At 42.6% G+C, this 16,300-nt stretch carries 10 protein-coding genes; 9 read left to right on the forward strand and 1 reads right to left on the reverse strand.

The window, feature by feature from the left end:
- Window positions 1–8: 8 nt before the first annotated feature.
- The 4 genes from HMJ38_RS05185 to HMJ38_RS05200 all read left to right on the forward strand — a co-directional run bounded on the left by HMJ38_RS05185 (window position 9) and on the right by HMJ38_RS05200 (window position 4,920).
- Entirely contained in the window at window positions 9–2,234 is a 2,226-nt protein-coding gene (locus HMJ38_RS05185; protein WP_194973311.1) for a xanthine dehydrogenase family protein molybdopterin-binding subunit, read from the forward strand.
- Between the two features lie 61 nt (window positions 2,235–2,295).
- Window positions 2,296–2,487, forward strand: a complete 192-nt coding sequence (locus HMJ38_RS05190) for a hypothetical protein (protein ID WP_194973312.1) — start codon at window positions 2,296–2,298, stop codon at window positions 2,485–2,487.
- Window positions 2,488–2,520: 33 nt separating this feature from the next.
- Window positions 2,521–3,312: a DUF6090 family protein gene (locus HMJ38_RS05195; RefSeq protein ID WP_194973313.1), complete on the forward strand. Its 792-nt coding sequence runs from the start codon at window positions 2,521–2,523 to the stop codon at window positions 3,310–3,312.
- Window positions 3,313–3,375: 63 nt separating this feature from the next.
- Window positions 3,376–4,920, forward strand: a complete 1,545-nt coding sequence (locus HMJ38_RS05200; protein WP_194973314.1) for an amidase — start codon at window positions 3,376–3,378, stop codon at window positions 4,918–4,920.
- A gap of 147 nt (window positions 4,921–5,067) precedes the next feature.
- Here HMJ38_RS05200 and HMJ38_RS05205 read toward each other — a convergent pair whose 3' ends face one another.
- A complete protein-coding gene (locus HMJ38_RS05205) occupies window positions 5,068–6,165 on the reverse strand; it encodes a serine hydrolase domain-containing protein (protein WP_194973315.1) in 1,098 nt (365 codons plus the stop codon).
- A 302-nt stretch (window positions 6,166–6,467) separates the two neighbouring features.
- Between HMJ38_RS05205 and cysQ the strand changes: the two genes are divergently transcribed.
- The 5 genes from cysQ (at window position 6,468) to HMJ38_RS05230 (ending at window position 16,299) form a co-directional block, all read left to right on the forward strand.
- On the forward strand, window positions 6,468–7,259 hold the full coding sequence (gene cysQ / locus HMJ38_RS05210; RefSeq protein ID WP_194973316.1) for a 3'(2'),5'-bisphosphate nucleotidase CysQ: 792 nt from the start codon (window positions 6,468–6,470) through the stop codon (window positions 7,257–7,259).
- 166 nt (window positions 7,260–7,425) lie between these two features.
- On the forward strand, window positions 7,426–7,950 hold the full coding sequence (locus tag HMJ38_RS05215) for a nuclear transport factor 2 family protein (protein ID WP_228779898.1): 525 nt from the start codon (window positions 7,426–7,428) through the stop codon (window positions 7,948–7,950).
- 540 nt (window positions 7,951–8,490) lie between these two features.
- On the forward strand, window positions 8,491–8,874 hold the full coding sequence (locus HMJ38_RS05220) for a response regulator (protein ID WP_194973317.1): 384 nt from the start codon (window positions 8,491–8,493) through the stop codon (window positions 8,872–8,874).
- A gap of 192 nt (window positions 8,875–9,066) precedes the next feature.
- Complete coding sequence (locus HMJ38_RS05225) at window positions 9,067–12,960, forward strand: sensor histidine kinase (RefSeq protein ID WP_194973318.1); 3,894 nt, start codon at window positions 9,067–9,069, stop codon at window positions 12,958–12,960.
- A gap of 30 nt (window positions 12,961–12,990) precedes the next feature.
- Window positions 12,991–16,299, forward strand: coding sequence for an ATP-binding protein (locus HMJ38_RS05230; RefSeq protein ID WP_228779899.1), 3,309 nt, complete (start codon window positions 12,991–12,993; stop codon window positions 16,297–16,299).
- Window position 16,300 lies beyond the last annotated feature (1 nt).

Below are 16,300 nucleotides of genomic sequence, written 5' to 3' on the forward strand. Positions count from 1 at the left end.
ATACGACAATGAAAAAATGGACTAGACGCGCATTTATAGGAGCTGGAGTTTTGGCAGGAGGAACCTTGGTGATTGGGATAGCTATCCGACCGGGAAACCGCTCCTCCAAAGTAGCCGGATTGATAGCTTCAGAAGGAGAAACGGTCATGAATATTTGGCTCAAAATCGCTCCGGATAACACGGTCACGGCCATCATTCCACATGCCGAAATGGGACAGGGCGTGCATACCGCCTTGGCGATGATGCTCGCTGACGAAATGGATGCTGATTGGTCTAACATGAAGTTTCAGGAAGCTCCCGCTGATAAAGAATATGCCAATTACACCTTATTGAAAGGTTTTATCGCAGGCAATGCAACTTTCCCAAAGTTTATAGAAGAAACGATCGATGGGGTTTTCCTTACTGCCGTCAAATCCCTGAATTTCCAGATTACAGGAGGAAGTGCTTCGGTGAGATTTACCGGTCAGCAGGCCATGCGGATCGCAGGGGCAGCGGCCAAATCCATGCTGATGCAGGCCGCAGCAGATACTTGGAAGGTGCCTGTAGATGAGCTTACTGCCCAAAACAGCATCATAAGTCATCCAAGCAGTAAGCGTAGTGCTACTTTTGCGGAGCTTGCACCTGCAGCAGCCAAGGTCAATATACCCACCCAGCCAAAGCTAAAATCACCCGGAGAGTTTACCCTCATGGGTACTTCCCAGCCAAGATTTGACATACCGGCCAAGGTGACCGGAGAAGCTCAGTTTGGAATGGATGTGCAGGTACCCGGAATGAAATATGCCACGATTAAAGCAGCCCCGGTTTTTGGAAGTAAGGTAAAATCTGTGGACACTACTGTCTCTTCGAGCCAACAAGGAGTGAAAAAGATTGTAAACTTAGGGGATGCAGTGGCTGTCATTGCTGATGGTTATTGGCAGGCAAAAACTACGCTGGATGCACTTCCGATAGAATTTGAAGCCACAGAAAACAGTGGCCTGAATCAGGAAGAAATCATGGACCGCTATCGAAAGGCCATGGATACCGATTTGGCGGATGGAAATCTGGATACACACTTCAAAGACGGTGACGCTGCAAAAGCATTCGAAAAGTCTACTATCCTTGTCGAGGCAGAATACCAACTTCCGTTTTTAGCCCACGCCACCATGGAACCTATGAACTGCACTGCATGGGTGCACGATGGAAAATGTGAGCTATGGTGTGGAAGTCAGAACCCCCTTGGAGTCCGAGCTGCCGCCGCAGAACTCCTTGAAATAGACATCGATCAGGTGACAGTCCACAATCAGCTCCTGGGTGGAGGATTTGGAAGACGCTCCGAGACAGATGTGATGAAGCAGGCGATATTGATCGCCAAGGAAGTTGAATACCCGGTCAAATTAATCTGGTCCAGGGAAGAAGATACGCAGCACGATGTCTATCGGGAGGCAACCATCAGTCGGATGAAGGCAGGCTTGGATGAATCGGGACTTCCCATTGCCTACGCCCATCAGTTTATATTCAAGCACCATCCCCCGGAAGCGGCGGATATTCCATACACAATTCCCAATCAGTTGATTCAATATTCCAGTCCTGCCTCCCATGTACCTTGGGGCAACTGGCGAAGCGTCGACCATTCCACGCATGGGTTTTTGACTGAGTCCTTCATTGATGAAATGGCCCATGCTGCAAAGCAGGATCCTTTTGGCTATCGAAAGAGCCTGACTAAGGATAATTCAAGATTTCAACGTGTGTTGGACATGGTTTACGAAAAATCAAATTGGGGAAATCCACTTCCTGCCAATTGGGGCAGAGGCATCGCCATTGCCCAATCTTTTGGATCTATTGTGGCTGAGGTAGCAGAAGTGGAAGTGAGCATAGATGGAAAGGTGAAAGTGCATCGGGTAGTATGTGCAGTGGATCCCGGCTTTGCCATTCACCCAAATGGGTTCATTGCCCAGATGGAAAGTGGAATAATCTACGGATTGGCCGCTGCCATGACCGGGGAGATTACCATTGAAAACGGAGCAGTGGCACAAAGTAATTTCCATAATTATCCCGTCACCCGAATGAATGAAGCGCCAAAAATTGAAACCCATATTATCAATTCCGGAAACCCGCCCGGAGGAGGGGGAGAACCAAGTACTCCGGTCATCGCTCCTGCTGTGACCAATGCCATTTTTGATGCTACCGGAATCCGGATACGACAACTTCCTATTTCCAAAAACGATTTGAGAGCATCGATCCGGCAAACGACCTAATCCATTTCTATGGCTTATCCAAAAACTTAGATTATTTAAAACACCTAAACCATAAAACCACATGGGACTATTTTGGAATCTAATCCAACAAAGCCAAATCTCTGACCAAAAAGGTAGGGCCGAAACTTTAGAAGCAAGGGTCGCTTACTTAGAATATGAACTTCAGAGGACAAAATCTCTTTTGGTCAACACCTTAAAAATCCTTGAAAAGCAAAGTGGAAAAGACATTGATGGAGATGGAAAGATAGGATGAGGGTGGTTTTATTTTAAAATAAAAAAACAGGCTATGATCTCACTTTTCCGCAAAATCCGCCAAAAACTTCTCTCCCAGAATCGGTTCACCCGATATCTCGTTTATGCCATCGGCGAAATTTTCCTCGTTGTAATCGGTATCCTCATTGCCCTCCAAATCAACACCTGGAATGAAAATCGGAAGTACCGGAATCAGGAGGCTGATTTTTACTCAGACGTCTTAAGTGACCTGGACAAAGACCTTGAAAAGTTGGATTTTCTTACTGAATTTCACCGGAATCGGATTGAGATCTTATCCACCTTATTGACTCACCTGAGAAATTCGGCTGATAAAATGGGAGCAGAAAAGTTCGGCATGCTCGTTGAACCCCTGTATTATTCAGAAGCTGCGACGAGCTATTCTACCACTTTTGAATCTGCAAAATCCTCAGGGGCATTTAGCAACTTTAGACAAAAGGAAACGCTCAAGGCACTCGACAAATACTATGCTGATTTTGAAAATGTCAGAATAAGTATGAATTCCATTACCGATTTCATCAATGACAGATTTGAACCTGTCATGGCTACTATTCCTTCCCTTCATATGTCCAATAATTCAGGTAAGATGGTGATGGCAGAAAAAGGGAATTCAAAATTCTATGAGCTGCTTGATTCCATCAAGGACAACCGAATAATCAAAAGTGACCATGAAAAGGTGCTATATGATCCCCGTTTCGAAGCATATGTTATTGGGGATTTGGGAAGGTGCTTCAACCTACTTGCCAAAATTGAAACAAGGAAGGAAAACATCCTTTCCTTGAAAGCGCAAATAAACGGGCATTTTTGATGACATTTATAAACTGAGTTTTGGAGATAAAGAATTGATCAAACAAGACCTTAAGAAATACCAATGACACAACTCCAAACAAATTTTCACAAAAAATCCATCCTATGGGTAATTATCCTAAATACATTCTTAGGATGCAGCGCCCCAAATACGGAATCTATTGACCTTTCGGAACTCACTGTTTCCGAAATTCATGAAGCATACCAAAGTGGTAAATTCAATAGCCAACAATTGGTACAGGCATATTTGGATAGGATAGAAGAGATGGACAAGGACATCAATTCGATCAGCATGGTAAATCCCAATGCTATGGAAATGGCAAAAGCCTTGGATAAGGAGTTTCAACAAACAAAAACCCTGCGCCCCCTTCATGGCATTCCCCTGATTGTAAAAGATAATATCAATACCAAAGGATTACCTACCACAGCCGGATCTCTGGCTTTGCAGGACTTTTACCCGGAGGAAGATGCCTTTATCATCAAAAAACTGGTAGCCGCTGGAGCGATTGTTATCGCCAAATCCAACATGGCTGAATGGGCATTCAGCCCGATGCATTCTGAAAGCTCAACTGCAGGCATTACCAGAAATCCTTATAATCTCGACCATGTTCCGGCAGGTTCAAGTGGAGGGACAGGTGCCTCCATGGCTTCAAATTTCGGGACAATTGGCTTGGGTACGGATACTGGTAATTCTATCAGGGGACCATCTTCCCACAATGCATTGGTTGGTTTCCGGACGACCCTGGGACTGGTTAGCAGAGAGGGAATAGTGCCCCTTTATCTTAGAAATGATGTGGTAGGTCCCATGTGCAGGACGGTCGAAGATGCAGTGAAAGTGCTGGAAGTCATTGCGGGATATGATCCCCAGGATTCCTTAACACTGTATTCCGAAGGAAAAATCCCTTCCAATTACACCCAGTATCTGGAGAGGGAAGGACTAAAGGGTGCAAGAATAGGCGTATTGAGAAACCTGGTGGACAATAATCCTGATGATGAAGTTTATGCGCTTTTCGAAAAAGCGCTGTTTGATATGGAGGAACAGGGGGCTGAGATCATCGAAAATGTGGAAATAGCCGATTTCGATAAGCTCAGTCAGGATCAATGGTGTCCCACATTTCGTTTGGATTTGGAGGATTTTCTTAAGACTTATGTCAAAAGGGATACGGTCCAAACCTTGGAAGATATCATGCGAATAGGTTCCAAGTCAGCCTATACCAGAGACAGAATGGAGCGCTTGTCATCCAATACCCTGCGTCGGGAAAACCCTGAAATTCCTTGTGGAGATGCCTATACAGATATCAGAAGGGTGGCCTTTAGGGAGGCCATCGAAAATAAAATGGATGAATTGCAATTGGATGCTTTGGTATACCCCTCCTGGAATAACAAACCTGCCCGGATCACATTTTTTGAAGAGGAATATAAAGGGGATAACAGTCAGATTATCTCACCCCATACCGGGCAACCCGCCTTTACCGTTCCCATGGGATATACTTCCGAAAACCTTCCGGCAGGCATACAGTTTTTGGGTAGGATGTTTGATGAACCGGTTTTGATCAAACTGACCTATGCCTATGAACAGGCAACCATGAACCGCAAAAGTCCGAATTAAGTCTACTTCAAATCCCTAAACATTTCCTTATAACATAGGTAAAAAAATCTGTGAAAATCTGCCAAATCAGCGTTATCCAAATGATCGGGACAGGTCCAGCGTTCCATTTAATACCTAAATTGTATTGAAGATCAATTCAATTTCAATTTACCACCCCCTCAAAGCCTCCACAGCCCCCTTGATCAATTGGTCTTTGGACTCATGGGCATTGTTGTTCAACAGGATCAAGGTTTTGTTTTGGTCAATAAAGCGCATGATCAGGGTTTTGTATCCCGGATTGTCTCCGGTGTGGGATACGATTTTATGAAAATCCGGATCTTCACTCAAATCCCAGCCAAAGCCATAGTTACTTAAACTCCCATCATTCAAAGTTTGAGGTGAAAAAGCCAATTCCAAAGTTTCCTTACTTACCAAAGTACCCGCATATAAAGCCTGATCCCAGATCAATAGATCCTTTGCCGTACTGCTGACCCTTCCGGGCCCTTTTCTGTTTCCCAACCAAACCGTATAATCAGAAGAATGGAATTTATTGGCATTGATATAATTCCCGTTTTCATCTTTCAGATGACCTGCAGCAAAATTGGGTACCTTGGCTTTTTCCTCCAAAGTCCGGATATCGGTATTGCCCATGCCCAAGGGTTTGAATATCCATTCCCGGGACAGTTCGATAAAATCCCTGCCGGTGACTTTTTCCACGATACTGGCCAGAAACACATAGGCAGTATTGCTGTATTCATATTTTTCTCCGGGTTGGGCCAACATGGGCGGTTGGTATTTGCGCAGGTATTCCAAAATAGCTGCATTGTCGGCTACCTTGCTTTTGTCCCAATGCTTGTCCATGACAGCCTGATAATCCGGCAGACCATTGGTATGGGTCAGTAATTGCCTGATGGTGATGCCAGGATAAGGAATGTCCAGATAATCAGTGAGTTCGTCATCATAAGTCAAAAGCCCTTGTTCTGCACATTTCATCACCATCATGGCCGTAAACTGTTTGGAAACAGAGGCCATTTCAAAAACATCGGTGGTTTGAAGTGGGATTTTCTGCTCAAAAGAGCGGTAGCCTGTGGCTTTTTCAAAAACCACCTCCCCATCCAAAGCCAAAAGCAATACGCCCGAAAAACCTTTTGATTCAGCTTCTGCAAAGGCTTTTTCGGCTACAGAGATTTGAGCTGAAACTATGGGACTAAACAACAGGAGGATTAAAAATGTAAATATCGAAATGTTGGTATTGTTTGAGTTCATGATTAGGTATTCTAGTTTGAAATGTAATTTCTAAATCTGCCAATTAAATTGGGGAAATTCAACAACTTTAGTATTGAAAAGGGAAAGAGATTTATTCATTATTTATGACTATTTCCTAGATAGAACGGTTTTCAATAGCACGCAGGACCTGTTCCGATTATCGGGATGACGCTGATTTAGTAGATATTCACTGATTTTTATAATCTGTGTTCATCCGCAAAATCAACATCATCAGCGTTCCATATTTTAATCAATGTAAAGGTTTGAAATAAATAAACGATATTCAATTAATCAAAAAATCCATGAATCCCGATTTCAAGCAAATTAACATCCTCACAGAATTAGCCAAATCAGCCGCTCTCATTGCAGGCAAGAAAATCCTTGAAGTTTACCATTCCGATGAAATCGGTCTCACTTTAAAAGAAGACCAATCCCCCTTAACCTTGGCGGACCAAGCGGCTCACAAAGTAATCGTATCTGTTCTGGAGGACACCAATTTGCCGATTCTATCTGAAGAAGGTGCCGATATCCCCTATTCGATCCGAAAAGATTGGGAATATTATTGGTTGGTCGATCCTTTGGACGGTACCAAGGAATTTGTTAAAAGAAACGGGGAGTTTACCGTCAATATCGCGCTGATACATCTCGGAAAACCCATAATGGGTGTGGTCTATGCGCCAGTTTTGGATTGGTTGTATTGGGGCAGTAAAGAATCCGGTGCCTGGAAACAAGGAGGTAATCAGGAACCTGTAAGGCTGAGCAAGGTTACTGATAATGAAATCAAAACAATCGTAGCCAGCAGGTCCCATATGAATCAAGAGACAAAGGATTTCATTGCCAAATATCCTAAAGTCAAGGTAACCAACATGGGTTCCTCTTTGAAAATTACGCTTGTGGCCGAAAACAAAGCTCAGCTATATCCCCGCTTTGGGCCAACAATGGAGTGGGACACGGCTGCGGCACATGCCATTGTATTGGCAATGGGAGGAGATGTAATAAACTTACCGGAGCTTACTCCTTTAATTTACAACAAAGAAAACCTGCTGAACCCATCCTTTTTGGTGGTGGCATCTACTATGCTTAGCCCAGGTTGATTTTTCGACTTTTAATTTTCTTCGGGAAAGTTTTTAATGGCTTTGGGACAGTAAAAGGGGTCATTCGTCCCTGATTGATTTGAATACCAATTAATTATCAAGTCATTAGATTGAGAATCAATGTTGATTCGGAAATTTATTTTGTTCTAACCTAACTCAATCTTTTATGAAAATTTTAAAAATTACAATGGCCTTAGCTTTGCTAATGATACTGACGCCGATGATTTCGAACGCTCAGGATCAAGTGGTGACGCTTGAATTTCAGAATGCTGCTACAGCTTTGGAAGTGGTACAGAAATATACCAAAGCACTTCAGGCCGGGGATGTAGCTACGATGAATGCGCAATTCGCACCAAATGCGATGATCTATGGCTTGGGAGGAGGCTTAGACTCACTAACAGTAGCCCAACACAAGGAATATTACACCAATAGTACCAACCAATTCAAACATACCCTTTCGGGAGAGCTTTATCTGCCTGTCAAAGTGACCAATAATTGGAACGAGGGGGAATGGATTTTATCTTGGGGCACCAATACCCTTCAGCACAAAGCAACAGGTAAAATCATAACAGTTCCCTATCATACAGCTGGGACGGTAGTGAATGGTAAGATTACATTTTTACGCTACTGGTACGATATGCTCAATATTATGGAAGCGCAAGGATTCGAAATCAAACCACCATCCAATTAAATTTTTTAAAAAATCTAGAACCACCAATTTTTATAGGGCTTTTGAATATGACTTTTTCAAAAGCCCATTTTTTTTGAATAACCAAAGCAATCAAGTATTCCTAGTACATGGAATATTTCAGATCAACGATAACTCTTCTCTTCATCATGGCTCTTCTTAGAAATCATTTTTTTGTTAAATGAATTTAAAAAAAAAAACCAACCTTAGTTTTCTTCGGAAAGTTTTTAATGGCTTTGGGACAATAAAACCATACGTTCGTCCTTCTTCGGTTTCAATAAATCCAGTATTTTTTAATTTGAACAAAAACGTAAAAAATAATTCTAAAACTCTCTTATGCAGCCAAAGCTACATGAGATTAAATCCAAAAAATTAGCTATAAATCATTATATTAAAGTTTGATTCCTCTTTAAAGCTAGCTTTAAAATTTACCCTTCTAATACAAAGAATATTCTTTATAAGTCTAATACAATAAATGATGATTTGCATAAGGTTTAAGCTAAAAATTCAATTAAAATAAATATAAAAATAAACACATAGAACATGAAATTTTTAGTGGTAGATGATGAAAAAGATGTCGAGATGTTGTTTCGGCAGAAACTCAGAAAAGAAATCCGAAGTGGGGCCATAGAATTGGTCTTCGCCTTTTCTGGTCAGGAAGCATTGGAAATTCTGGAAAGTACGCAACCACCTGAAGTGATGTACATTTTTTCGGATATCAATATGCCGGGGATGTCGGGCCTTCAGCTATTGGAAAAAGTCAAAACTTTGTTCCCACAGATCCAAGTAAGCATGATCTCAGCCTACGGTGACAGTGACAACCACAACAAAGCCATGAGTTCAGGCGCAAAGGAGTTCTTTACCAAACCCATAGATTTTGATTCGCTCAAAAGTGAAGTGGAACAAATTCTCAAAGAGCAGGCCTAAGCACTTTAATTGGACATAAAGATTACCCGATGCAAAAAGCAAAAAGTATGGCGGAAGCTTTACGGATGATTTAAGAAGTCTTGTGAAAAAGCTATCCAAAAGGTGAATTAGAAACCCTTTGGACGCTCGATTTGCTTGTCTAAGATATTTTATGCCATAACCAAAAAATAATTCCCCAAAACAGTTTTGTTCATGAACCAACCTATCCTTAAATCCCCTCGGTTAATCATTTTTCTCTTTAGTTTGCTTTGGGCATATACTTCAGAAGTAAATTCCCAAGAAATCAATCTAGAGACCATTTCCATCTCCAATGGCTTGGCTTCACCTATGGTCATGAATGTCATGCAGGATAGCCATGGTTTGCTTTGGTTCAGTACAGGAAATGGAGTCCAGCGCTACGATGGCTATAATTGGAAAACTTACCGAAACATCATCGGAAACCCGAACAGCCCTCAGCACAACTCTACTTTTGACATAGCAGAAGATGCCGATGGAAACCTATGGATCGCCAATGAGCTGGGCCTCACCTATTTCGACCGGGCAAAAAATACCTTCAAAAATTACAATGTAGATTCCATATTCCAAACTTCGGGAGCAGCTCGAACCATCCAGGTTCTCCCGGATTCTCAAGGAAGAGTTTGGGCCACAACTATTGGATTTGAAATTATCCAGTTTGATCCGGATTCTGATAGCTGGATACTTGCTCCCTACATGAATATCAATGGAAAGCCCGCTGTCCATTCTTCCCTCTCCATGTGTCTTTACGAAGATTCGCAAGGAGGAATTTGGGGAGGTTCCTCTCTTCATGGATTGATGTATTTGCCCAAAGGAGCAAATGAGTTCAGTCCTATCAAATTTGACATAGATAATACCCTGAACAGCTTCGAAAATACCATTACCCATATCTATCAGGACAAAGATAGAATTCTATGGATTACAAGCAGAAAGGGAATCTACAAGTATGATGTGGAAAAGAACAAGCTTCGTGAAATCGTCAGCTATGAAACAGGCAATGAGGATATCGCAACTTTTAAAAATTCAATTGTAGAGGATTTTGACGGAAATATTTGGGTATTAAATAACTACCGTGGCGTACTCAAATTTGATGGCAATAGCGATCAGTACTCCGAGGTGTTTATCCCAGGAAATCGGAAAATGAACACTGGTTATTGGACCAATCGATTTACTGAATTGACCATTGACAGAAGTGGGATTTTTTGGTTTGGTTCGCGTGGCGAGGGTCTTTTCAAATACGATCCTGTCAATCAGCCCTTCAAGTATTTCAGTCACGACCCCCAAAATCCAGCTTCCTTAAGTTCCGGGGGCACCTACGGTTTATTTGCTTCGAAAATCACTCCGGGAAAAATCTTTGTGGGTACCCGAGGAAATGGAATTAATGTTTTTAGCGAATCAAACGAAAATATCCAGAAAGTAAACTTTTCATCGTCCAATGACATGTTTGGAGGGTCTGCCAGAGCCATCCATGAGCAAGCAGATGGTACCCTTTGGATTGGTACTTGGGGAGATGGCCTGATCAAAATGGACCAAAACTATCAAGAGCTCAAACGATTCAAACGCACTGCGGGGAACAATGCAAGTAGCTTACCCAATGACCAGGTCAGGGTAATCCGAGAGGATAAAAAGGGAAACCTTTGGGTGGGAACCAATGGTGGACTGGCCATCTTTAATCCTGCTACAGAAACCTTTGAAGAAATCGTTAGTCAATATAGCCAAACTTATTCTCAAGAAATCCTGGACCAAATCAGAACCTGGTTGGAAACAGACCGGGAGATTGCCAGTATTGAGCGTGTGGGTCAAAGTGAGGAACTCACACAGGGATTTGAAATAAGGGAGCGAGGTACCTATTATGTAGTAACTGTTGGAGAAGGAGACCCTGCAAGTATGGCGGACTACGGTTGGCTTCAAAATGCCTCCGGTGAAACCATTATCGGGATGGAAACCATGGAAGACTCATTTTGGGCAGGAGGAGGCCTTAAAAACCGACTTCAGATTGCTCAAATAGAATTAAATCCGGGGTCTTACTCCCTTCGCTACTCCTCCGATGATAGTCACCATTACGATAGCTGGAATGTTCCGGAACCAGAGTTTTTACCGCTTTATGGAATAGCCATTTTCAAACAGGAAGATCAGATAGAAAGTCAATCGCTTGTTGTAGATGTAAATGAGCAAAAAGCAGAAATTATCATTCAGGATGCCAATATCTCAGATATAGAAATAGGAGAAAAATACATCTGGATCTCCAGTATCAACGCCGGTGTGACTCGGATAGATCCTGAAACCAATGCGGTGAAGTTTTACACCAGTGATCCCATGGATCCTTCCGCACTTAGCGACAGACAGGTTTTTGATGTGCTGGAGAAAGACGGGCTTCTTTGGATGGCCACGTACGGGGGTATCAATATTTTGGACATAGCCACCGATGAAGTCTCCTACTACACCGAGCAGGATGGTTTGCCTACCAATTTTATTGAAACCGTATTGCCTGGTGAAAATGGGGAAATGTGGTTTTCAAGCCAAAATGGATTGATTCAAATGATGCAAAATGAAGCCTTGGACAAGGTCACATTTATCAACTATAACGAAAAAGACGGTATAGGGGGAGAGTCCTTTCTTTCTCTCGCTGCTGTAAAAACTCCTGCTGGCAATTTCTTTTTCGGAGGAGATCACGGGCTCACCACTTTTTCCTCGGTGGCATCCAATAAAATCGCTCCCTCAATTATCATTTCCAATCTTTTGCTTTCCAATCGCTCCGTGTATGATATGGGGGAAGAATCGCCTTTGGAGGTGGACTTGCTTTCAACAGATGAAATCACCCTTCGCCACGATCAAAATGATCTCAGTTTTGAATTTGCAGCACTTCACTATGCCAATCCTTCCAAAAACCAATATGCCCACATGCTTGAAGGATTGGATCAGGATTGGATTTATGACAACAGAAACTTTGCTTCCTACACCAATCTCGCATCGGGAACCTACACCTTTAAAGTCATCGCATCCAATGCCTATGGCGTTTGGAACGACGTTGGAAAATCATTGACCATCACCCTTCTTCCTCCTTGGTGGAAAACTTGGTGGGCATATACCCTTTATGGCCTCTCTTTAATTTTCGTAGGAATAGTTGCCTACTCCGGACTGAAGCGAAGAATCCGGATGAAGGAACGAGCACAAAACCTAGAGCGGGAGGTAGCCCAATCCAAGGAGATTGAAAAGGCCTACACCAAATTAAAAGAAACCCAATCACAATTGATCCAATCCGAGAAAATGGCTTCGCTGGGTGAACTCACCGCCGGCATCGCTCACGAAATCCAAAACCCATTGAACTTTGTAAATAACTTCTCTGAAGTCAGCGAAGAGCTAGTTGATGAAATGAACGAGGAGCTAGAAAATGGTGACATAGAAGAAGCCAAAGCCATTGGAAAAGATTTGAAAGAGAATTTAAATAAAATAAAACACCACGGAAAACGAGCGGAAGGAATCGTCAAGGGCATGCTGGAGCATAGTAGAAATACTGCAAGTGATAAAATTCCTACCAACATCAATGCACTCGCTGATGAATTTTTGCGCTTAAGCTATCATGGGTTACGGGCCAAAGATAAAAGTTTCTCTGCTGACTTTGAAACCGATTTAGATCCAAATCTACCCCTCTTAAACGTCGTAGCCCAAGATATTGGGCGCGTTATTTTGAATTTGATCAACAATGCATTCTATGCAGTCGGGCAAAGAGCAAAATCATTTGTAGAATCAGGTAATTCAGAGAGCACTTATTATCCAAAAGTAAAGGTTCAAACCCGGATGGTCGACCTGGCAGGCAATGCAGGTGGAGTAGAGATCTGCATCAAAGACAATGGTGGAGGTATCCCAAAAGCCATCAGGGACAAAATTTTCCAACCATTCTTCACTACTAAACCTACCGGAAGCGGGACAGGTCTCGGTCTGAGTCTGAGTTACGACATCGTCAAGGCACATGGTGGAGACCTCCGTGTCAAAAGCCTGTCTGCCGGAGAGGCAGGCACCGAAGGAGAAGGAACGGAGATGATCATCTTTTTACCCAACGAAAATCTGTAAAAATGAAAATTACTGCCAAAAAATTGACTTATGAAAAACCATAAAACCATGAAAAAACACCTCTCGAAATATGTCAAAGTCCTGAGCATCTTTTTGTTGAGCTTGTACAGCTCATTTTCATATGGTCAAGTCAATGCTTCCAATGGTGTACCTAGTTATACCAATTATGTGGTGGGAGAATTGAGTATAGCCGGACAGCAAGTTTGGAATGTGAATCAAAATCAGGATGGATTCCTTTTTGTGGGTACAAGCTCTGGCTTACAGAAATTTGACGGTAAAAACTGGGAGCTACTTGCCTCTCCAAGTACGGGGTTCAATACCAATGTCCGTTCTACCTTAGATGCCTCAGACGGCACTTTTTACTATGGCTCATTAGGAGATTTTGGGGTCGTAACCACAGATTCCACAGGCAAAACTTTGGAAATATCCCTCTTGGAAGGTTTCCCTTCGGATTTTATTTTCAATGATATTTGGTCTATCCGCGAAAGCCAAGGGAAAATTTACTTCCAAGCTCGGGAGGCCATTTTTGTTTATACACCCGGCGGGGAAAATCAATCGAGCAACTTGAAAATATGGAAACCGGATACGGAATTTATGTATGGTTTTACTTTAAATGAGACCTACTATACACATCAGATGAATCTCGGATTATTCAAAGAGAAGGGGGGAAATCTTGAATTTATTTCCGGTAGCGAATTTCTTGGTACGGATAGGGTTCAGGTACTCTTACCATACAAAACTGCCGGAGAATTTCTAGTGGGTGCATTTGCGGGTGGCCTTTTTCATTATGATGGCGAAAATTTCAATCCCTTCCAGACTGAAATCGATGATTTGCTACAAGACAGAAGTTTGTACAAAGCTTTGGCTCTGCCGGACAGTACTTATGCTCTGAGTGTTCTTGGAAACGGATTTTTTATCATCGATCGGGAAGGAAAGGTCAAATCACATTTCAATACCAAAAACTCTATTCCAGACCAAAGTGTCTATGCCTTTCATTTGGACAATACGGAAAATTTATGGGTAGGAACAAATAGTGGCCTCTCTAAAATCGAAATCTTTTCTCCCCTTACCCGATTCGATTCTGATACCTATGAAATCGGTAATGCCCTTTCGCTATCCGCTTTTGAAAATACCCTATATATCGGTACTTCCACCAGTGTATTGTACCTCGATAAGACGGACGGTATCATCAAAAAAGTAGCAGGTATCCCCAATACCCAGGTCTTTGACTTAGAAAAAGATACCAATGGTGTTTTGAGTACTGGTGTAGGCTTAAGCGAAATCAAGGGCTCCAAAGCGACAATCATCCCAGGAACCGAAAATTTACAAACCTTAAGGGTTTTGGTGTCAGAAAGGCATGAGGGATATGTTTTCATCAGCGGAAATTATGGTATTCAAGTATTCAAAAGAGAACTCGGTAGTGATGGGGAATACCAATACGAGGATATCGGTCCCATTTCTGGGGTAGCACGGTCTGTTTATTCGATGGCTGAAAATCAAGAAGGTGAACTTTGGGCTGGTACGCAGGCTGGGTTTTTATTTCGCATTATTTTTTCAAAAACAGCCTCGGGCAATCTGGATATACCCAATGCAAGAATACTGGAGTATGGAGAAAAAGATGGAATCAGAGGAATCTCAGGAGTTGCAGTAGGCCCTATCGATGGAAAAGTTTACACCTCAGGGATCGACGGTTTTTACTTTTTCAATACCAGTGTCAATGAATTTGAGCGAGACCCGGTGTTCAGTTTTTCTGATGAAGTAGCAGACATCAATTTGGACACCTATGGCATAGGCATAGGCGAGACGGGAAACGTATACTTGGACTTCAAAGGTGAAAAAAGATATGGCATCAAACAGACTGACGGCAATTATTTAGTTGAAAACTATCCTGTCAACCTGATTACTGCCAGTGGCGTAGCTTCCGGCTACACCGAACCGAACGGGGTAATATGGATAGGAACCGATGAGGGATTGATGAGACTTGACCCCAATAAAAAATATAAAGTGGACCATCCTGTCCCATTGTATTTCAGATCAGTTTCGGCAGGAGAAAATCGATTTGCACTACCTAAATTTCTTGCCGGGAATACTCCTGAAATCCCATTCAAGGGAAACCGTATTTCTTTTGACTATGTTGCCCCATTTTTCGTGAGAGAAAACAAGATTCAGTATCAAACCTTTTTGCAGGGCTATGAAGAAGACTGGAGTGAATGGGGTGACAAAGTTTCTCGTGATTTCACCAATCTACCTTATGGCAGCTACACTTTCAGGGTCAGAGCCAAAAATACCTTCAATACACTCTCAGACGAGATTGTCTATAACTTCGTCATCCTTCCACCTTGGTATGCTACTTGGTGGGCATTTATTTTATATTTCCTCGCGTTCGGTTTATTGGTCTATGGACTTGTGAGATTTCAAACGGGCAGGGTGTTGGCTAGAGAAAAGGAAAAGAATAGGGATAAAGAGCTCGCCCATGCACGAGAAATTGAAAAAGCATACAAAGACCTGAAGAACACACAATCCCAACTGATCCATTCTGAGAAAATGGCTTCCCTTGGCGAACTCACCGCAGGAATTGCCCACGAGATTCAGAACCCCTTGAATTTTGTCAATAACTTCTCAGAAGTCAGTGAGGAACTCATTGATGAAATGAAAGACGAGATGGAAAAAGGGAATATGGAATTGGTTCTGGAAATTTCCAATGACCTAAAGAAAAACCTCTCCAAGATCAAACACCACGGAAAACGGGCGGATTCGATCGTAAAAGGTATGCTGGAGCATAGTAGAAATAATGCCAGTGATAAAAACCCTACAAACATCAATGCACTCGCAGATGAATTTTTGCGCTTAAGCTATCATGGACTGCGCGCCAAAGACAAAAGCTTTTCTGCTGACTTCGAAACCGATTTGGATCCAAATCTACCCCCCGTAAACGTGGTAGCACAAGATATAGGGCGCGTCATTTTGAATTTGATCAACAATGCTTTTTACGCCTGTGCTGAGCGGAGCCGAAAGTCCTCCGAGAATGGGGCATCACGCTACAAACCCAAAGTCACTGTCCAAACCCGTTTGGTTGAACTTGCAGGCAGTCTTGGTGGAGTGGAGATTTGTGTAAAAGACAATGGTGGGGGCATCCCAAAGTCCATTAAGGATAAAATTTTTCAGCCTTTCTTTACCACCAAGCCTACTGGAAGCGGTACCGGGCTAGGTCTTAGTCTAAGCTATGACATTGTCAAGTCACATGGCGGCGATTTTCGGGTCAAAAGCCTGTCTGCCGGAGAGGCAGGTACAGAAGGTGAAGGGACAGAAATGATTATCTTTTTACCTATCGAAAACTAGT

Origin of the sequence: Aquiflexum lacus (assembly GCF_015476655.1) — a bacterium.
Classification (GTDB): Bacteria; Bacteroidota; Bacteroidia; order Cytophagales; family Cyclobacteriaceae; genus Aquiflexum; species Aquiflexum lacus.